Raw genomic sequence first — 18,545 nt, 5'->3', positions numbered from 1 at the left:
TGGGTCCAGACGGCCTATCTGATCCCCGAGGTCGTGATGATCCCCCTGTCGGGCTATCTGTCGCGGCTGTGGGGCACCCAGAAGGTGTTTCTGGTCAGTTGCGCCGGCTTTCTGATCATGAGCGTCGCCACCGGCCTGTCGTCGTCGATCGACATGATGATCGTCTTTCGGGCGCTGCAAGGCTTCGTCGGCGGGGCCATGATCCCGACCGTCTTCGCCGTCGCCTTCACCGCCTTTCCGCCCGAGAGGCGGGTCACGGCCAGCGTGGTCATGGGTCTGATCGTGACCCTAGCCCCGACCGTCGGCCCGACCCTGGGCGGGCATCTGACCGAGTGGCTGAGCTGGCGCTGGCTGTTCTTCATCAACGTCGTGCCCGGCGCCCTGGTGCTGTTCCTGGTCGGCCGCTACGCCCGGTTCGACAAGGGCGACCCGTCACTGGCCAAGGGTTTCGACTGGTGGGGGCTGGGCCTGATGGCCGTCTTCCTGATGAGCCTGCAATTCGTGCTGGAGGAAGGGGCCAAGAACGACTGGTTCGCCGACGACCAGATCCTGCTGCTCAGCGTGGTCGCCGCCGTCACCGGCCCGGCCTTCGTCTGGCGCTCGCTGACCTATCGCAACCCGATCGTCGAGCTGAGGGCCTTCGCCAACCGCAATTTCAGCGTCGGCGTCGTCATGACCTTCACGGTCGGCGCGGCCCTGTTCGGGGGCACCTTCCTGTTGCCGCTGTTCCTGGCGCGGGTGCGCGACTATTCGCCGGCCGAGGTCGGCACCACCATGGTCGTTTCGGGCCTGGCCATGTTCGCCACCGGCCCGTTCGCCGGGCGGCTGGTGCGCCGGCTGGACCCGCGCGTCTTGATGTTCACCGGCTTCATGCTGTGCGCCTGGGGCATGTGGGACGCCCACGCCGTGACCACCGAATGGGGGTTCTGGGAATTCGCCGGGGTCCAGGCCCTGCGCGGGGTCGGCGTCATGCTGGCCATGATCGCCTCGCAGCAGGTGACCATGTCGACCCTGCCGCCGCACATGGTCAAGAACGCCTCGGGCCTGGTGAATCTCAGCCGCAACGTCGGCGGCGCCTTCGGCCTGGCCTTTCTGAACACCACCCTGTTGACCGGCACGGCGGTCCATATGGGCGAGCTGACCGACCGCATCGATCAGACCAACGGCCGCATGACCGCGCTTCTGGCCGGCATGACCGAACGGTTCTCCGGCTCCATCGACCCCCAGGGCGCGGCGATGCAGGCCCTGGGCGGCATGTTGCGGCGCCAGGCGACGACCCTGGCCTTCGGCGACGCCTTCGCCATCCTGGCCGTCGCTTGCGCCTTCGCGGCCTTCGTGACCCTGTTGTCGCGGCCGGTGAAGGCCCCGGCCGACGCCGCCCCCTCGGAGGTGCACTGACATGCCGCGCGTGGCCGGACAGGTCGACGAAGCCAAGACCGAGGCCATCCTCGAAGCCGCCGCCGTCCTGTTCGGCGAAAAGGGGCTGGCCGCCTCGATGGACGAGATCGCGCGCCGCGCCGGGGTGTCGAAACAGACCCTCTACAACCGCTACGCCTCCAAGGCCGAGATCGCCCGCGCCCTGGCCGCGCGTCGCAGCGACGCCATCACCGCCCCGTTGCGCGTCGGCGGCGACGTCGAGACGGTGCTGACGGCCATGGCCGCCTCGCTGATCCGGCGCATCTGCCACGCCGACAAGGGGGCCTCGCTGCGCGGCGTGGCCCTGGTGTCGCCCGAGGCGCCGGACCTGGCCCGCGCCATCTACGACGCCGGCCCGGGCGAATCGCTGCGCCGCATCGCCGCCTGGCTGGCCGAGCAGGACCAGGCGGGGCGTCTGCGCGTGCCCGATCCCGACCACGCGGCCGAGATGTTCTCGGGCATGGCCCTGGGCCACGGCCATCTGCGCAGCCTCTTGGGTGTTCCCCATCCCGACGCCGACAAGGTCGAGACCCGCGCCGTGGAAACCGCCCGCCGCTTCATCCGCGCCTTCTCCCCCCAAGGCTGACACGGGCGCCGGATCGGCCTAGATCGACCCCTCAGTCCGAAGGAGTCCCGCCATGCTGATCCATCTGTCGTCCTGGCCCGAGATCGACGCGCGGCTGAAGTCCGGCGATCCCCTGTCGAAGACGGTGGTCGTGCCCATCGGCTCCAATGAACAGCACGGGCCGACCGGCCTTCTGGGCACCGACTGGCTGTGCCCCGAGATCATCGCCCACGACCTGGAGGCCCAGGCGGATCAGGTCATCGTGGCCCCGACCTTCAACATCGGCATGGCCCAGCATCATCTGGGCTTTCCCGGCACCATCACCCTGCGGCCCTCGACCTTCATGGCCGCCATCGGCGACTGGGTCTCGTCGCTGAACCGCCACGGCTTCGAGCGGATCTATTTCCTGAACGGCCACGGCGGCAACATCGCCTCCATCGAGGCCGCCTTCGCCGAGATCCATGCCGAATGGTCGTTCGCCGACGAACCGATGGGTTTCGCCCTGAAGCTGAAGAACTGGTGGGACCTGCCGGGGGTCACCGCCCTGTGCAACAGCCTGTTTCCGACCGGCCACGGCTCGCACGCCACCCCGTCCGAGATCGCCGTGACCCAGGCGGCCTATCCCGACCGGATCAAGATCGCCGACTACAGCCCCAGGATCGCCCCCACCGGCCCGATCCGCGACGCCGCCGACTATCGGGCGCGCTTCCCCGACGGCCGCATCGGCTCGGACCCGGCCCAGGCCAGCCCGGAACTGGGCCGCCGCATCATCGACGCGGCCAGGGCGGGGCTGTTGGACGACGTCACGGCCTTCGCCGCGGAACGGCTGCCGGCCCTGACCTAGGCCGTGCGGATCACCCCGCCCTCGGCCTTGACCGGCCAGGGCGTCAGCCGCCCGCCCGCGCACGGCCCCGCCACGCACAGGCCGGTCAGCGGCTCGAACGCCGCCCCGTGCCATGCGCACAGGATCAACGACCCGTCCGGCGTCAGATAGCGGTCCAGTTCGATCGCCAGCGGGTTTCCGGCGTGCGGGCAGCGGTCGACGTATCCCGCCACCGCCCCGTCCTTCCTGACCACGAAGCCGTGGAAATAGGCCTCGCCGATCTGGAGCACGAACGAACGGGCGCCGGGTTCGGCGATGTCCTCCTCGGCGCACAGGGCCACGTTCGGCGGCGTCTTCCAGACGCGCGGCCGGTCGGCGGGGATCGGCTCGCTCATTCCCGCTCGGTCTTCAGCGGCCGCGACAACAGGTCGTCGATCACCTGATCCACCGTCGTCTCGCCGCTGAGCAGGTCCGAGACCGCCAGGCAGATCGGCATGTCCACGCCCATCTTGGCGGCCAGTTGGCGCACGGCGGGCGCGCTCTCATAACCTTCGGCCACCGACTGTTTCCCGGCCAGGGCCTGTTCCACCGACTGGCCCAGGCCCAGGGCCAGGCCCAGGCTCATGTTGCGCGACTGCGGGCTGGAGCAGGTCAGCACCAGGTCGCCCAGGCCGCACAGGCCCGCCACCGTCTCCGCCTGGCCGCCCATGGCCACGCCCAGCCGGGTCATTTCGGCGAAGCCGCGGGTGATGATGGCGGCGTGGGCGGATCGGCCCAGGCCGCGCCCCTCGCTCATGCCGCAGGCGATGGCCAAGACGTTCTTGACCGCCCCGCCGACCTCGGCCCCGATCAGGTCGGCGGCCAGATAGGGCCGAAACCCCGGCGCCGACAGGGTCCACATCAACGCCTCACCCAGCGTCTCGTCGGCGCAGGCCAGGGTCACCGCGCTGGGCAGGCCGCGCGCCACCTCGCCCGCGAAACTGGGTCCCGACAGCACCGCCTGCGGCGCCTCGGGGATCGTTTCCGACAGCACGTCGGTCATCAGCTTCAACGAGCCGCGCTCAACCCCCTTGGAGCACAGGACGATCGGAACCTCCGTCCGGTGATGCGGCGCGAAGGCTTGCAGGGTCGAGCGCATGAACTGGGCCGGCGGCACCGCCAGAATGACGTCGCACGCCCCCAGGTCGGCCAGGTCGGCCGTCACCTGGACCCGGTCCTCCAGGACCACGCCCGGCAGGAAGGCCTCGTTGACGCGGCGCTGGCGGACGCTTTCGACCACCTCCGGCTCGCGCGCCTGCAACAGGACGTCCAGCCCCGCGCGCGCCGCCACCTGGGCCAGGGCCGTGCCCCAGGCGCCCGCGCCGATCACCCCCGCCGTGCGAAACTCCATCCGGTCTTCCCCGCTCACGCCTTGGCGCCTTTGCGCCCGGTCTTGGCATGGACAGGATCGGCTGTCGCGCGCGCCTCGTCCAGCGGCCATCGCGGCCGCGCCGCCACATCCAGGTCCGAGACCATGCCCCGCGCCAGCCGCTCGGCCCCCGCCAGGGCGATCATGGCGGCGTTGTCGGTGCAATAGGCCAGGGGCGGGGCCACGAAATCGAAGCCGTGTTTCGCCGCCGCGGCCTCCAGCGTGCGCCGCACGGTCTTGTTGGCCGCGACGCCGCCCGCGACCACGAACAGCATCTTTTCCGGCCCTATCGCCTCGCTCGCGGAGCGAGGCGGCTTGAGGGCGGGCGCGTTCCGCTCGGCATAGGCCTGCATGGCCCGCTCCGAGCGTTCGGTCAGTTGCCGGGCGATGGCGCTCTGGACGGCGTCGGCCAGGTCGGCGCGGTCCTGATCCGTCGTGCAGGTCTCGACCAGGCGCGAGGCGGCCGTCTTCAGGCCCGAGAAGGAGAAGTCGCAGCCCTTGCGGCCCAACAGGGCGCGCGGCAGGGCGAAGCGCGACCCGTCGCCGGTCTCGGCCAGCCGCTCCAGCGCCGGGCCGCCCGGATAGCCCAGGTCCATGGCCTTGGCGATCTTGTCGAAGGCCTCTCCGGCCGCGTCGTCGATGGTGGTGCCCAGGCGGCTCATGTCGCCGATGCCGCGCACCTCCAGAAGCTGGCAATGCCCGCCCGAGACCAGCAGCAGCAGGAAGGGATAGGCGATCTCGGTCCCCAGCCGCGCCGATACGGCGTGCCCCTCCAGATGATTGACCGCGATCAGCGGCAGGTCCCGCGCCAGGGCCGCGCCCTTGGCGAAACTCAGCCCCACCATGACCCCGCCGACCAGGCCCGGCCCGGCGGTGGCGGCGACGCCGTCCATGTCGCCATAGTCCAGCCCGGCGTCGGCCAGGGCGCGGGCGGCGACCCCGCCGATCATCTCCACATGGCTGCGCGCGGCGATCTCGGGCACCACGCCGCCGAAGGCCGCGTGTTCGGTGATCTGGCTGTGCACCACCGAGGACAGCACCTCGGCCCCCGCCGCCGACAGGCGCACCACCGAGGCGGCGGTCTCGTCGCAACTGGTCTCGATGCCCAGCACGGTCAGGGCCTTGCTCGCCGCCCCGGCCGGACTGCTATAATCCGCGCCCATCGTCATCGGGTCGAGGTAGCGACCCCCAACCCACAGCGCAACGTTCATGATCCCCACCGACGGACCCATCCGCATCGGCACGCGCCGCTCGAAACTGGCCCTGGCGCAGTCGGGCATGATGCAACGCGCCGTGGCGGCGGCGGCGGGTCTGCCGATCGACCAGGTGCGGCTGGTCGAGATCGTCACCACCGGCGACCGGGTCCAGGACCGCCGCCTGCTGGAGATCGGCGGCAAGGCCCTGTTCACGAAAGAGATCGAGGACGCGCTGCTGGACGGCCGCATCGACCTGGCCGTCCATTCGATGAAGGACGTTCCGGCCGAACAGCCGCCGGGCCTGGCCATCGCCGCCGTGCCCGAGCGCGAGGACCCGCGCGACGCCTTCATCGGCCGCGACGCCGAAACCTTCGACGACCTGCCCCCGGGCGCCGTCCTGGGCACCGCCTCGCTGCGGCGCCAGGCCCAGGCCCTGGCCCTGCGGCCCGACCTGAAGATCGAGATGCTGCGCGGCAATGTCGACACCCGGCTGCGCCGTCTTCAAGAGGGCGATTTCGACGCCATTCTGTTGGCCTCGGCGGGCTTGTCGCGGCTGGGTCTGGCCGGCGTGATCGGCGAGCGGCTGTCGGCCGACGCCTTCCTGCCCGCACCGGGCCAGGGCGCCCTGGCCATCCAGAGCCGGGCCGAAGACGCCGACGCCCCCTGGCTGAAGGCCCTGAACCACGCCGACACCGCCCTGTGCGTCGCGGCCGAGCGCGGGGCCATGACGGCGCTGGAAGGCTCGTGCCGCACCGCCATTGGCGCCCTGGGCGTGATCGCCGAGGGCCGCCTGCGGCTGACGGTCGAGATGCTGGCTCCCGACGGCTCGGCCCGCTGGCGCCGCGCCGGGGAAACGGCCGCCGACGCCGGAACCGACGCCGCCCACGCCCTGGGCCTGGAGCTGGGCCGCGCCGTCCACGCCGAGGCGGGCGACCAACGGATAGAACTCTGAGACCGATCCGCCAGGTCTGGGTCACCCGCGCCGAACCCGGCGCCGCCCGCACGGCCACGCGCCTGGCCGAGCTGGGCTTCCAGCCGATCGTCCGGCCGCTGCTGCGCATCGAGACCCTGTCGCCGGTTCCGCCGTCCGGCCGCCCCGACGCCCTGGTCTTCACCAGCGTCAACGGCGTCGCCGCCTGGGCGCCCTTGGACGCCGACCGCGCCGTCCCCGTCCTGGCGGTCGGCCAGACCACGGCCCAGGCCGCGCGCGCGGCGGGCTTCGCCTCGGTGCGCTCCGCCGACGGCGACCTGGACGCCCTGGCCGCCCTGATCCGGTCGGACCCGGCGCTGAAGGGCGCCCGCCTGCAGCATCCGGGGGCCGAGACCCCGGCCGGGGACCTGGGGGCGCTGATCGAAGGCCACGCCTGGGTCGAACCCCTGCCGGTCTATCGCGCGGTCCAGACCGGCCTGGGCGCGCCGGACGCCTTCGACGCCGTACTGATCCACTCGCCCCGCGCCGCCCGCGCCCTGGCCGCCGTCCTGGCTCCCGACACCGCTCGCGGCCGCATCGCCTGCGCCATTTCCGCCAAGGCGGCCGCCTTCCTGGCCGAGCTGCCCTTCGCCGAAACGCACATCGCGGCCGCGCCCGACGACGCGGCGCTGCTGGCCCGACTTGGCAAGCCGCCCATCGCCGTATAAAGAGCGCGGCTCGCGTCGGGCATGGCCCGCGTCGTGGGCCGCTTTAGCTCAGCTGGTAGAGCACCTCATTCGTAATGAGGGGGTCAGGTGTTCGAGTCACCTAAGCGGCACCACCACTCCTACACGGGAACGTCTTGCCGCCGGGCGCGGAGTTGCTTCTGCGTGGGAATCAGATGGGTCCCAACTAGGGCGCGTCGCTTTCAACGCTTGCAGCGTCCAGACTGAAGCAGCTCTACCCCAAATGGGAAGGTGAACCAGTCAGCGCGCTCTCGCTTTGGTGGAAGATTCGAGCGAATCATGATCGCCAGATATGATCGCTTGAATCAGACCGAGCTTTCCGCGTGGACAAGGCGCAAGAATCCGAGATCATCAACGCGCTTTCAGCGCTCAAGAACCCGTGCGATCTTGATGCAATCTTGATCTGCACAGTGCCGCACGATCAGCCGGCCGAAGGTGAGGGGCCGCGGACTGGGCTACTGCACCCGCGCTTTCGCGAAGATTTGCCGCTGGTAGACGATCTTGCGCGCGTTCTAGTCGAACAATGCGTGTACTATGCGCTCCCCAGACGGAAGCGGCTCGAGCTTCATGAGCAGGTTGCGAATGATGTTTCTAAGGCCGTTAGGATTGCGGCGCTTGTCCGAGACGTTTTTATAGACTTCAACGCCCGCCATCCATCTAGGGCAAGCGAGCTTGGCGAAGTGCTCGCATACTGCATTGTCCAGCGACATCTCTCAGCGCCGCAGGTGGCGGCCAAGATGGCTTTGAAGACCGCAGTCAATATGCCCTTCCACGGTTTGGATGGCGTCCACGCGGCATTCGAAAATGGCGCGCTCACAGTTTATTTTTTGGAGGCGAAACTTGCTGGGGCGGCGCGCACCGGCGCGGCGCGCTATGCAAAGTCAGCCGCTGACTTCTTGGCCGACAAGAAACTGTACGCCCGAGAGTACCAACTTGTTGGCGACTTGGGACACCTCGACTCCTTGACCGGCGCGGCGCGACAAGCAGCGATCGACTACTTCGACATCTGGAATAAGCCGGAACTCCCGAGGCGTGAGCGTTTCGTCGGAGTGATTTGCCACTCTGAGCCAAAGCACTATGCCGATAAACTCCCTGTCAACGATGGGCCTGTCGAAGCTCACCAGACTCATTTTTCAAAAGTTTACGGGGCCGATCACGCCGCGCTTCGAGCTTTCGCCGAACAGGCGATCATAAAGTCGGGCGGTAACCCAGCCAAGGCTACCCTATTCTTCGTTGCCGTGCCCGATGTCAACGAACTCAGAAAGGCGTTCTACCGCGCTTTAGGGTTACCGGTTCCAGCAGCGTTCCCGGATGACGACGCTGAGGATGAGGATGTCGAACTCGAGGTCACCGTGCCGTGACGTTCACCACTGAACTCGCCAATCGACTCATCGCCAATGAGCAATTTGCTGCCGATTTTGATGCACTTCAGGCAGAGGCGGCGCTCGCTGTGCTCCCAGGGAAATTTACTGACGAGCCCGAGTACCTCAGCACGGATGCCGTCCACCGGTTGCTTTATTGCGCAAGCGTCTTCGTGCAATCAGATCAGGAACCGCTGCGAGCCTTGGCGCAGTCGGTTGCACTGGGAAGCTTGTTGGCAAGAGGCCACGATATCGGGGTCGAACCTCCGTTTCGGCTGCTCACAGACCTCGGGAACTTCCCGGCCCTGACATACGCGGAGAGCCGTCATTCCGACGATGTCGTTGGACTCGCCCAAAGCCTCCGCGCAGCGGTTTCGCGGGATCTGAACGCCTTTGACGTCGGCGATGAACGATTGTCGCTCACTGATTTCCAGAAACGTGCGTGGGACCGGCTGCAGCAAGCCAGAGCCCTTGCGATCTCGGCGCCCACCTCCGCCGGGAAGTCTTTTTTGGTGATCGAGCATCTCTGTCGCCTCGTCGAGCAGGCACCCGGCGAGTTCACGGCCGTATATATCGCGCCGACACGCGCTCTTCTCTCCGAAGTTCATGCATCAATTCAGAGAAGGCTTCAGGACAGTGCGGTGCGGGTATCTACCGTCCCCACGCCCGGAACCGTCGCTGACGCTAGGCAGGTGTTCGTACTGACTCAGGAGCGGCTGCAGGTACTGCTCGCCGTCTCTGACCCGACATTCGATCTCGTGATCGTAGATGAGGCCCAGAATGTCTCTGATGGGTCGCGCGGCATGATACTTCAGGAGACGCTAGATCAGATCCTTTCCCGTAGTCCGAAAGCTCGTTTGGTCATGCTCGCTCCAGGTGCGGCAGGCTTTGTCGAGCTTGGGCGCTCATTTGGCGCACCTCATCTCGAGCCTGCGGAATCGCGTTTACCATCGGTCATCCAGAACCGGATTCTCGCAAGCCCAGGACGCATTCCAAGAACACTTACGCTGCGGATCATGACTGAGACTGGAAGCGTCAAACTAGGGACGCTGACGGCAGATCGGGGGTTCTCGCATCCAGAAAGCCGCCTTGCAGCGGTTGCTCTCGAGCTTGGTGGGGATGGGGGGTCCTTGGTCTACGCCACAGGGCCCAAACACGCCGAGTTCGTCGCCTTGAATTTGGCTCAGGGCTGTAAGCAGGACGGAAAACCAAGCCTTGATGTGCTCGCCCAGTTCATCAAGCAACATATCCACCCAGACTACGGTTTGGCTCGGTTGGTGAAGCGCGGGGTCGCATTCCATTACGGTAAGATGCCGACGCTTCTCCGCGAGGCCATCGAGGGAGCCTTCAAGGCGGGCGATCTTCGATTCTTGGCGTGTACAACCACACTTTTCCAAGGCGTGAACCTTCCGGCGCGTAATGTCTTCATCGACACCTCGACCCGCGGGCGTGGCAACGCTTTAGATGCCGCTGAGCTTTGGAATTTTGCAGGGCGCGCCGGTCGGATGAAGGCCGATGTCGTAGGCAATGTCTTCTTGGTCGATTACGAAAATTGGCCTGAAAAGCCGATGGATCACTTTGTCGGCTATAAGATCGAGCCGGCTTTCCGTCGCACGGTCGAGAATCACGCAACTGAGCTGACGAAGGCACTCGGTGGAGAAATGCCGCCTGTGTCCCCACAGGACGAGACTCCTTCCAAAGTGCGAGCCGCGGCTGGCCTCCTAATCTCCCGCGCTGTCAGGGGCGACGTGGCCGCCTTTATTGACCGCACGTTGCCGCAGAGCCCTGAACCGCAGCGGTCGGCCTTGATTGCAGCAGCTACCGAGGCCGGCTCGAAAATTAATCTCCCGGCGTCATTGTTAGCGACCAATTGGACGGTTGATCCCTTTGGCCTTCGGCGCTTGTTGAACTACCTGATCGAGCAGATTGAACAGGGCAATGCGGATGCAATGATCCCCCAGAGTCCACTGGCAAATCCCACGACAGCGAGAGAGCGGTACGCCGAACTCTTTAGAAGGATCGAGGGGCGTGTGAATCTCGGGGCATCCGGCAAGCTGCCCGAAAAGGCAGCGCTGCCAGCAGTTATGTGGATGGAGGGAAAGCCGTACCCAGTTCTCCTGTCGAGCGCTGTAAAGTCCGCAAGGACGCGTTACACGCGAGAGCTAAACGCCCATACGGCTTTGCTTCAACGTGAGCCTCGGAGTCGCCGACGCGCTCCGCGTGCGGTTGACGTGAACAACGTGATCTACGAGATCTTCGCGCTGATCGAAGACGTCGTTCGCTTCCGATATGTTCAGCTCGGAAAGGCTTACTATGACGTTCTCGTGCTCGCACTTCAGACTTGCGGTCTCGAACACCGCGTACCCGAAATCTTCGATTTTGCTCTAGCGCTGGAGCTCGGCGTTTCGACCCGCTCTGGCTGGTCATTCATGGAACTGGGCTTATCTCGGATCGCTGCAACCGCTCTCGAACCACACTTCCCTGACTCGGATATGTCGGTTGATCGGGCACGAGATTGGCTTCGGCAGGAAGATTTAGCGCCGTTCAAGCTTGGCCCAATTGTGCTCGCCGAGCTCGGCAAACTCGGGCTTGCATCCCAAGAAGCTATCGCTCGCGCGAATGCCGAAAGTGGGTTGCTGGAAGCGGCGGACGCGCCTGTTTCCGCGAATGACAATGCGGTTGACGAGGGTGATTCCTGACAGGGTCGCGCGTCCGCTATTGGTCTTCGGGTTGCATGCTGATCGGTGCCGCGATCGCAATGTTGGCATGCACATACCTTCCGGGCCTCGTCGCCGACTTCAACGGGCGTTTCGCCAAGGTTCCGGCCAACGACAAAGACCTGCACCGCCCTCTCCTACCGACCGACCGGATCGAGGATGAGTTCGCTTGGCAGGTGGAGCGGTCGGTGTCGCAGAACCTCACCCTGCAATATGACACGGTGCTGCTCCTAGGCACCGGCATGGATACGCTTCGCGCGGCGGTCGAGGCCGTGGCCGCAAAGCAGAACGCCGCCTGACACCCTATAAACCCCGCCCATGACCCTGATCCGGCTGTGGGCGGGGCTACCTTTATTTTTGACCTGTGAGAGTCACTCCAATTTTCGCCTGCCTTCCGGGCGGCGCTTCGGCCGCTGTCCGCGACATAAGGGGTTCATGCGGCTCGCCTTCCCAGTCTAGGCGTTTGCAGTGAGAGCCGCCGAAGCGCGCTGGCGTCGCGTCCGTCGCTGCAACCCCCGCCTTCCACGCGCGAGGCGATAACCGCAAGAATGGTGGCCAGCTGTTTGAAATCTTTAGGCCGGTGGGTGAGTAGGAAGCGCTCGACCTTTTCTAGGGCATCGAAGTCGTCAGGATTTTCGCTAGCGCTGAGGCGCATCCAATCGGCCGCTGCCTGATCGAAGGTGCTCATCGCGAGCTCTTTCGAACGCGAGATAGCGGAGGGCCATGGGTTCTTCCCACAACCCCAGCAGCGGCGAGGCCAATATCAGGCCGCTCAGCACCCAGCGTGAGGTGATATAGCCCCACCACCAGATGTCGCCGTCCAGCAGCGCGCCCAGATGCACCAATGCGTTGACGCAGGCGTATGCGCTGGCGGCGTGTAACCACCATCGTCGCCCCTGAAGCGACAGGTGAAAGAGGCCAGCGGCCAGGAAGATTCGACCACGGCGACACCCCAGCTGAGCCCCTGCCATGTCAAGCTTTCGACCGCAGTGCTGGCCACGAAGGACGCCAGAACACCCACAGCGACCAGGCGCTGGGTCGGTACGCCGCGCCAGACCGTGACGCCAGTGATCATGGCCGCGCCGGTCCAGTATAGGGTTTGGGCCAAGGTCATCCGCATAAGCTGTCAGACCGCCGCGCATCACGCCACCCTGTGAAGAAAACCCGTTTTGGGCACACGGGGGCCGTCTTCGTCAGGTTTTGTCTGGGGCCCGGAAGCGACCGCATAGTCGATGCCGAATTGATCGGCGGAGGCCTTCAGCTGGTTGTGCGCAGTCACGATGGCAGTGCGGCTGTCGATCAGGCCGGCTTGAGCCGAGGCCATGGAGAGCATCGCGTCATGTCCACATTGAACGGCGAAGCCGTGATCCAGGCGACCCCGGACCATAAGAGCCATCTGTTCGGCGGTTTCCGCGATGGCGAGATCGACAGCTCTCTCGCTCTTGTGAAGTTTGACGGTCAGCTGTCGAGCAAAGAAGGTGCGGGACATTGGCGGCTCCAATCAGGTGTGACGTGACAGGGAGCGGAAGGTCAGAAGGCCTTCGCGAACACCCAGGCCGCAGCGAGCCCGAAAGCCAGGCCCCCGACCGTCACGAGCAAGATCAGGCTCTGCGCCATAACCGCGTTCAAAAAACCCGGCTCTGGCGGACGATAGCGGCTAGGCGGCTCTGACACCGCTTTGGCCGTTTGATCCAACACGGTTTTTCGCTGGTAGAGAGGGCCCAAATACCTCCCAAATTCATCCCATTCTTCGGTAAATTTGGCCGCCGCATCCTGACGGTTGGAGACGCCCAACTTGCGATAGGCCGAGGTCAGAGTGTTCCTGATCGTCGCTTCGGAAACACCCAGCCGCGTGGCGATCTGCCCGTTACGCAGCCCATCGCGCACCAGCTGCAGCACCTGAACCTCGCGTGGGGTGAGTCTCATCAGCCGCTCCCAAGATTCAGTATGAACGGAGTTTTTCCTCCGTCTAGCCGGGTGAGTGGATTGCGGGTCACTCGCAGCAAGGCTGTCAAATTGGTCGGCCAAACTTTTAAAGCGTTCTCCCTGCTAGGTTTTAGGTCACAGCCGTTGCCCAAGCGGGCGCTGCGACGGCGCGAGAACGGCGAAGGATCAGTCGGCTGAGCAGATGACGGGGACATAGCAGGCGTCCTACCGCCGCGTGGACGGTGATGACGCTCTGGGCTGGGACTTATCTCTTGAGCAGGTGCTACTTTCGCACTTGCCTTCGGATCGAGGGAGGGAGGGGAATGCTCGGCTCAATTCCTGCCTGAGTTACCCCTGATGGTACAGCGGCACTGGCCAAGTTCCTCAGGTGTGGACACGCTACTGGAGCCGAAGCTGTCTCCATTAAACGCACACGCCCATCACCTATCGGTTGCGAACATCACTCAGGGTTGTACGATCTGGGCTATCGCTAAAGAGTAGCATCGAACCATGCCGTCGAGGTTGAGATGGAAAGCCACAAGCCAAGAGATCCAAATCCACTCGATGTATGGATCGGCTCTCGAGTATCAGAACGCAGAAACGCTGTGCAAATGACTCAGGGACAGCTGGCAAAGGGCGTTGGTATCAGCTTTCAGCAGCTTCAAAAATACGAAGCTGGGAAAAATCGGATTTCGGCTTCAAGACTGTACGAGATTGCCGAATTTTTGGGTTTCGCGGTTATCGACTTTTACCCGAAGCGCCGAGAAGAGGCCGCTAAGTCGGTGGGGAGGCCGCTCTCGTTCGAAGAGCAGGCTCTGCTGTCCGGTTTCCAAAGGCTGCAGAGCCCAAAAGAACGCCAGGCAGTGAAAGTGCTAGTCACCGCGCTGGCGGGCTAGCGGGCAACCCTTACACAAGCCTGAAAATTCGACTGCCGCGGGGATATGACTGGCAGTGCAGCCTTGTGCCTGATGCGCGCCCATTGATTGTCGGCCGCCCTGAGTGACCCTGACCTCGACGCCAGCTACCCGTTGCCTACGGAGCACGTTCATTGCTGGCACGCCAACTTGTGGGTTTGGGCTTTGACATTGGTCTGCATCTAACCCGAGCAACTGGTCCGAGGACCAGCTCACGCCTGCAGGTCTGGCGCAGGTCGAACTTCGAATGCCCCCCACCGCGAAGCACTTCGAATTGGAAACACTGAGATGGGGGTCTTGCCTGAGTTTGGGTAGTCGCTGGGCCGTTTACCTATCACCTCGCAAGATCGGGCCTAGAGTGCTGATCTAATAAGGTTTTTTCGAGTTCCCTGACAGGATTTCGTAATGAGGGGGTCAGGTGTTCGAGTCACCTAAGCGGCACCACCCTTTTCCCGTCGATCAGATCACCTCGTCCCGGATGAAGGCGCGCGCGCGCGCGATCAGGGGCGCGGCCGTCGCGTCGAACACGAAGCCGTCGGCCAGGGCCGCGTCCAGGCCGTCATGGGCCGCCGCGACGGCCGCCTCCAACGGCGTGTCGGCCAGGCCGGGGCGGCGATAGGCCGTGCCGCCCTGCAAGCCCAGGCGCGCGGCCAGTTCGGGATAGACCGGCCAGGTTCCGCCGCCGATCAGGCGATCGGGCGGCTGATGGGTCGGAACCGCCTCCGCCCGCAGACCGGCGCCGGACAGCAGTTGGCGCGCCACGTCCTCCAGCACCGCCGGAATCGGGTGGTTGATCGTGTGCATGAAGGGTTCGGCCCTGGGCGCCAGCCACGACGACGGGTCCAGCCCCAGCGCCGTCCATTCCTCGCGCATCAGGTCCAGCGCGGCGCCGTGGGCGTCGAAATAGCCCAGCCGTGCATAGACATAGGCGTTGTAGAGCCTCAGCGTTCTGTCCCGAGACAAGCCCTCCAGCCGCGCCGCCAGGGCGATGGCCGACTGCAGGGGTCCCGCCGCGCCCGGAATCGGCGCGCCGTCGTGGAACAGATAGGCGCAGTCCGGGTGGAAGCCGCGAAAAATGATCCACGGCGCCAGGGTCACGCGTCGGCCCTCGGCGCGCAGAGCGTCCGGCTCGGGCAGGCCGAAGCGCGCCCGGTGTTCCGGGCCGGTCTGCATCACCACCCAGTCCGAACGGTCCAGCAGGGCGCGCCATCGCACCCGGGCCTCCGGGTCGTCGGGCGCGACCCCGGCCACGCTGAAGGCCTCGACCGCCAAGCCCGGCGACAGGGCGCCCAGCCAGTCGGCCAGGCCGTCGGCCTGGCAGTTGCCGATGACGCAGGCGCGGGTCACGGCTCGATCGCCTCTTCGTCGCAGATCACCTGGGCCAGGGCGGCCTGTTCGGCGCGCTGTTCGGCGCTGGGCGGGGCGTGCGGCGCCCTGGCGGCCGGGGCAGGGTCCGCCTGCGCCCCCGCCTGGTCCAGATAGGCCCGGGCCAGTTCGGTCATGACGCGCGAGACCCCGTCGCCGGTCACCGTGCGCAGGTCGTCGGCCCACATCCCCGCCCCGGCCTGGATTCCCGTCACGATCTCATAGCTGGGGAAGTAGTCGACCCGGTCCAGGGCGTCGCAGACCATGCCCGCCGCCGCGCGCAGCACCGCCTTGCTGTAGCCGGTCGAGACCAGGACGTGGCGATCCTCGAACGTCGCCTTCAGCGGCACCGGCGACACCGTCAGCAGCACCCGCAGGTCCGGCCGGATCGCCCGCGCCATGGCGATGACGGCGGTCAGGTCCGCGACCGTCTCGTCCACCGTGAAATTGTGCGGCCGGATGTGGGCGGCGGCGTCCGGCCCGCCCGCCACGCCCGGCGCCAGCGGAAACACCGCCCCATCGCGTTCCGACACCCAGGCCTCGGTCAGGCCCAGGGTGAAGACCAGCACGTCCAGGGTCTCGAACATGCGCCGTACGGCCGCCAGATGGGTCTCGCGGTCGGCTCGCATGGCCGCCTCGTCGACGAAGCCGCCCGGCTGGACGCGCGGGCGGAACGGATCGACCGTGCGGCCGTCCGCCGTGCGCCATGCGCCCTCTTGCGGCTCGAACAGGCCATAGGCGCGCTGGAACATCTGCAGCAGTTGGCGCGCGCAATAGATGTTGCCGAACCGGGCCGGAAACACGCCATAGCCCTGATCCTCGGGTCCCGGCTCGGTCACCAGATAGCCGTAGCCGCGCGCGGTCAGGGCGCGGCTGATGTGCTGGGCGAAACAGCTTCCGGCGGTGGCGACGCGGTCGGTCGGGGCGACGGCGAAGCCGGGGCGCGCCGCCGGGCGCACCTGATCGGGCGAACGGCCCGCGACCGCACGCGACCAGAAGGCGTGGTCCGGCAGGCCGGAATAGGGATTGGCCATGCGCGCGCGTCAGCTCTTCAGAATGGCGTCGAAATGGGCCAGCAGGCGGCGCCAGCCGTCGGTCGCCGCCTCCGGCCGGTAACTGGCGCGATAGTCGGCGTGGAAACCGTGCGGCGCGTCGGGATACAGGCGGATGTCGCTGCCTCGTGCGCCCTCGCGGGCCAGGGCCGCGCGCATGGTCTCGACCGTGGCGTTCGGAATGCCCTGGTCCTGGCCGCCGTACAGGCCCAGCACCGGCGCCTTCAGATCGCCCGCCAGATCGACCGGCCAGGGACGGCCCGCCGCGATCTGTTCTGGCGTGGCCGAGGCCGAGGGGGCCAGGCGGCCGTACCAGGCCGCGGCCGCGTCGATGGCGGCGAACCGGGCCGCCGCCTGCCACACCACCTTGCCGCCCCAGCAGAAGCCGGTGATCCCGACCTTGTCGGCGTTGGCCCACAACTGGCCGCTGGCCCAGTCCAGGGTCGCGGCGATGTCGCCCATCACCTGCTCATAGGTTGCGGCGGCGACGATCTGCTGGATGCGTTGCATGTCCGCCAGGGGCGCGGGGTCCTCGACGCGCACGAAGAAGGCCGGGGCGATCGCCGCATAGCCCGCCTGGGCCAGGCGGCGGCAGACGTCGCGGATGTATTCGTGCAGGCCGAAGATCTCGGACACTACGATGACCATCGGAAAGGGACCGTCGCCGGCGGGCCGCGCGACATAGGCGGGCAGGTCGAAACCGTCGGGCGCCGGATAGGTGACGATTTCCGTCGCCAGGCCGTCGGACGAGGTGGTGATCGGGCGGGCGTCCTGGGCCAGGGCGGCGGTGGCGTAGCCGGCGAAGACCAGCCCGCCCAGCAGGCGGCGGCTGACGTTGAAATCCCCAGGCTCGGCGCCTTCGGGACGGGTCAACGCGGTCATGGCGGTCTCCTGCGCGCGGCGAGGGCGGGACAGTGCCGACCGCGCGTCGTTCCGTCGAGTCACGATGCGCGGCGCAGCGTCAGGTTCAACCGGCCGCCGCCGGGGATCAGGGCCGAGGACCCGCCCAGCACCCGGTCGATCCCGTGCCGCGCCAGGCGCGCCGGGCCGGTCAGGGCGCAGACGTCGCCGGATCGCAGCCGATAGGTCCGCGTCGGTCCCCGGCCCGGCGGCCCGATGCGGAACACCGCCTCATCGCCCAGCGACACCGACAGCACGGGCGCGGCCAGGTCGGCTTCGTCGCGATCCTGATGCAGGCCCATGCGGGCCTCGGCGTCGTACAGATTGACCAGACAGGCGTCCGGCGGCGGCCCGCCCAGCAGTTCGGCCCACAGATCGGTCAGCCGCGCCGGAATCGGCGGCCACGGGCGGCCGGTCTCGGGGTGCGTCGCCTGATAGCGATAGCCGCCGCGATCGGTGACCCAGCCCAGCGGTCCCAGATTGGTCATCCGCACCGACAGCGGCTTGCCGCCCGGCGTCACCGGCCGATACGGGGGCGCGTCCTGGGCCGCCGCCCGCACCTCGGCGGCCAACGCCGCCTGTTCGGCAAGGCAAAGGGCTTCCGGCCACAGCCGGAAGCCCTCGAACCCCGTCTCGATCTCACGGGGCGCAGTCACCCCCGAAACATAAGCGCGCGCGTCACGCGCTCAAGCAGAGAGCGGCCGCGTCGCGAACGGCAGCGCCAGAAAATTTCCGCTCAAGCAGCGAGGCTCCGCGAGCCGAGCGTTAGCGCCCCACGCCCGCGTCAGCGGGTGTAGTAATAGTCCGCGATCTGGCAGACGTTGATGTTCATCCGCGTCAGGACCTGGCCGTTGGTGAATTCGGCGCGGAAGTCATAGACGCAGGCGCCCGATCCGTCGTCGATGTTGACGGTCACGCTGCGGCCGTTGTTCAGCACGCTGTCGCCCAGGATGTCTTCTTCCCAATCCGACTTGCGCGAGTCCGACGCATAGAAGCGCAGCATGGTCCAGCCGGTCTGGTTGTGGATGCGGACGCGGCGGTTGTAGCCGTCGCGGGACACCTCGGTCACGACGATCTTGGACTCGGGCGCGGGCGCGGCGGGGGCCGGGGCGAAGGCCATGGCGCCCAGGGCCGTGGCGACTGCGGCGGCGCACAGGGCCGCGGACTTCAGGCGGATCATCTCATTCTCTCCAAACGGCTTCCCCCGATGTGGAGAAGCGATGACGTTGTTATGCCGCACTTTCGG

Annotated in this window: 20 protein-coding genes and 1 tRNA gene; 10 read left to right on the top strand and 11 right to left on the bottom strand. The window is 66.7% G+C overall.

Annotated features, from left to right (window positions below; translation table 11 throughout):
* The 3 genes from V7D63_RS11025 to V7D63_RS11015 form a co-directional block, all read left to right on the top strand.
* Positions 1-1,398: DHA2 family efflux MFS transporter permease subunit (locus tag V7D63_RS11025; RefSeq protein ID WP_333592327.1), on the top strand; the 1,398-nt coding region annotated here is incomplete at its 5' end.
* Position 1,399: 1 nt separating this feature from the next.
* Positions 1,400-2,002 (top strand): TetR/AcrR family transcriptional regulator, encoded by a 603-nt coding sequence (locus tag V7D63_RS11020; RefSeq protein ID WP_333592326.1) that lies wholly within the window; start codon positions 1,400-1,402, stop codon positions 2,000-2,002.
* 52 nt (positions 2,003-2,054) lie between these two features.
* Positions 2,055-2,825 carry a creatininase family protein gene (locus V7D63_RS11015; RefSeq protein WP_333592325.1) on the top strand — a complete coding sequence of 257 codons (771 nt, stop codon included), beginning with the start codon at positions 2,055-2,057 and terminating at the stop codon, positions 2,823-2,825.
* On the opposite strand, the gene V7D63_RS11010 is transcribed toward V7D63_RS11015, so the two are convergent.
* The 3 genes from V7D63_RS11010 to tsaD are packed head-to-tail and all read right to left on the bottom strand — an operon-like array spanning position 2,822 to position 5,381.
* On the bottom strand, positions 2,822-3,199 hold the full coding sequence (locus V7D63_RS11010; RefSeq protein ID WP_333592324.1) for a Rieske (2Fe-2S) protein: 378 nt from the start codon (positions 3,197-3,199) through the stop codon (positions 2,822-2,824). The genes V7D63_RS11015 and V7D63_RS11010 overlap by 4 nt on opposite strands.
* Entirely contained in the window at positions 3,196-4,194 is a 999-nt protein-coding gene (locus tag V7D63_RS11005) for an NAD(P)H-dependent glycerol-3-phosphate dehydrogenase (protein ID WP_333592323.1), read from the bottom strand. The genes V7D63_RS11010 and V7D63_RS11005 overlap by 4 nt, the downstream gene beginning before the upstream one ends.
* Before the next feature lie 14 nt (positions 4,195-4,208).
* A complete protein-coding gene (gene tsaD / locus V7D63_RS11000) occupies positions 4,209-5,381 on the bottom strand; it encodes a tRNA (adenosine(37)-N6)-threonylcarbamoyltransferase complex transferase subunit TsaD (protein ID WP_333592329.1) in 1,173 nt (390 codons plus the stop codon).
* A gap of 43 nt (positions 5,382-5,424) precedes the next feature.
* On the opposite strand from tsaD, the gene hemC reads away from it, so the two are divergent.
* The 6 genes from hemC to V7D63_RS10970 all read left to right on the top strand — a co-directional run bounded on the left by hemC (position 5,425) and on the right by V7D63_RS10970 (position 11,441).
* Entirely contained in the window at positions 5,425-6,360 is a 936-nt protein-coding gene (gene hemC / locus V7D63_RS10995) for a hydroxymethylbilane synthase (protein ID WP_442882136.1), read from the top strand.
* The gene (locus V7D63_RS10990; RefSeq protein WP_333592328.1) at positions 6,243-7,046 is read left to right on the top strand and encodes a uroporphyrinogen-III synthase; all 804 of its coding nucleotides are present in this window, start codon (positions 6,243-6,245) and stop codon (positions 7,044-7,046) included. Before hemC ends, V7D63_RS10990 begins: the two co-directional genes overlap by 118 nt.
* A 37-nt stretch (positions 7,047-7,083) precedes the next feature.
* Positions 7,084-7,159, top strand: a tRNA-Thr gene (locus V7D63_RS10985).
* A 228-nt stretch (positions 7,160-7,387) separates the two neighbouring features.
* A complete protein-coding gene (locus V7D63_RS10980; RefSeq protein WP_333592321.1) occupies positions 7,388-8,425 on the top strand; it encodes a HamA C-terminal domain-containing protein in 1,038 nt (345 codons plus the stop codon).
* On the top strand, positions 8,422-11,124 hold the full coding sequence (locus V7D63_RS10975) for a DEAD/DEAH box helicase (RefSeq protein ID WP_333592320.1): 2,703 nt from the start codon (positions 8,422-8,424) through the stop codon (positions 11,122-11,124). Before V7D63_RS10980 ends, V7D63_RS10975 begins: the two co-directional genes overlap by 4 nt.
* A 35-nt stretch (positions 11,125-11,159) precedes the next feature.
* A complete protein-coding gene (locus tag V7D63_RS10970; protein WP_333592319.1) occupies positions 11,160-11,441 on the top strand; it encodes a hypothetical protein in 282 nt (93 codons plus the stop codon).
* A gap of 134 nt (positions 11,442-11,575) precedes the next feature.
* Here the strand turns inward: V7D63_RS10970 and V7D63_RS10965 are convergent, their stop codons facing one another.
* From V7D63_RS10965 to V7D63_RS10955, 3 genes are all read right to left on the bottom strand, one after another.
* A complete protein-coding gene (locus V7D63_RS10965; protein ID WP_333592318.1) occupies positions 11,576-11,830 on the bottom strand; it encodes a hypothetical protein in 255 nt (84 codons plus the stop codon).
* Positions 11,831-12,283: 453 nt separating this feature from the next.
* Positions 12,284-12,631, bottom strand: a complete 348-nt coding sequence (locus V7D63_RS10960; protein WP_333592317.1) for a hypothetical protein — start codon at positions 12,629-12,631, stop codon at positions 12,284-12,286.
* 41 nt (positions 12,632-12,672) lie between these two features.
* Positions 12,673-13,068 (bottom strand): helix-turn-helix domain-containing protein, encoded by a 396-nt coding sequence (locus tag V7D63_RS10955; RefSeq protein ID WP_333592316.1) that lies wholly within the window; start codon positions 13,066-13,068, stop codon positions 12,673-12,675.
* A gap of 527 nt (positions 13,069-13,595) precedes the next feature.
* Between V7D63_RS10955 and V7D63_RS10950 the strand changes: the two genes are divergently transcribed.
* The gene (locus V7D63_RS10950; RefSeq protein ID WP_333592315.1) at positions 13,596-13,964 is read left to right on the top strand and encodes a helix-turn-helix domain-containing protein; all 369 of its coding nucleotides are present in this window, start codon (positions 13,596-13,598) and stop codon (positions 13,962-13,964) included.
* Between the two features lie 477 nt (positions 13,965-14,441).
* Here the strand turns inward: V7D63_RS10950 and V7D63_RS10945 are convergent, their stop codons facing one another.
* The 5 genes from V7D63_RS10945 to V7D63_RS10925 all read right to left on the bottom strand — a co-directional run bounded on the left by V7D63_RS10945 (position 14,442) and on the right by V7D63_RS10925 (position 18,479).
* Complete coding sequence (locus V7D63_RS10945) at positions 14,442-15,329, bottom strand: WcbI family polysaccharide biosynthesis putative acetyltransferase (RefSeq protein ID WP_333592314.1); 888 nt, start codon at positions 15,327-15,329, stop codon at positions 14,442-14,444.
* On the bottom strand, positions 15,326-16,381 hold the full coding sequence (locus tag V7D63_RS10940; RefSeq protein WP_333592313.1) for a GSCFA domain-containing protein: 1,056 nt from the start codon (positions 16,379-16,381) through the stop codon (positions 15,326-15,328). The genes V7D63_RS10945 and V7D63_RS10940 overlap by 4 nt, the downstream gene beginning before the upstream one ends.
* A gap of 9 nt (positions 16,382-16,390) precedes the next feature.
* Complete coding sequence (locus V7D63_RS10935) at positions 16,391-17,281, bottom strand: dienelactone hydrolase family protein (RefSeq protein WP_333592312.1); 891 nt, start codon at positions 17,279-17,281, stop codon at positions 16,391-16,393.
* Between the two features lie 59 nt (positions 17,282-17,340).
* Positions 17,341-17,955, bottom strand: a complete 615-nt coding sequence (locus V7D63_RS10930) for an alpha-ketoglutarate-dependent dioxygenase AlkB (RefSeq protein WP_333592311.1) — start codon at positions 17,953-17,955, stop codon at positions 17,341-17,343.
* Between the two features lie 128 nt (positions 17,956-18,083).
* Positions 18,084-18,479: a hypothetical protein gene (locus V7D63_RS10925; RefSeq protein WP_333592310.1), complete on the bottom strand. Its 396-nt coding sequence runs from the start codon at positions 18,477-18,479 to the stop codon at positions 18,084-18,086.
* Positions 18,480-18,545 lie beyond the last annotated feature (66 nt).

This window comes from Brevundimonas sp. (assembly GCF_036732845.1).
In the GTDB taxonomy this organism is placed as follows: Bacteria; Pseudomonadota; Alphaproteobacteria; order Caulobacterales; family Caulobacteraceae; genus Brevundimonas.
This window is presented reverse-complemented; position numbering and strand designations above follow the sequence as displayed.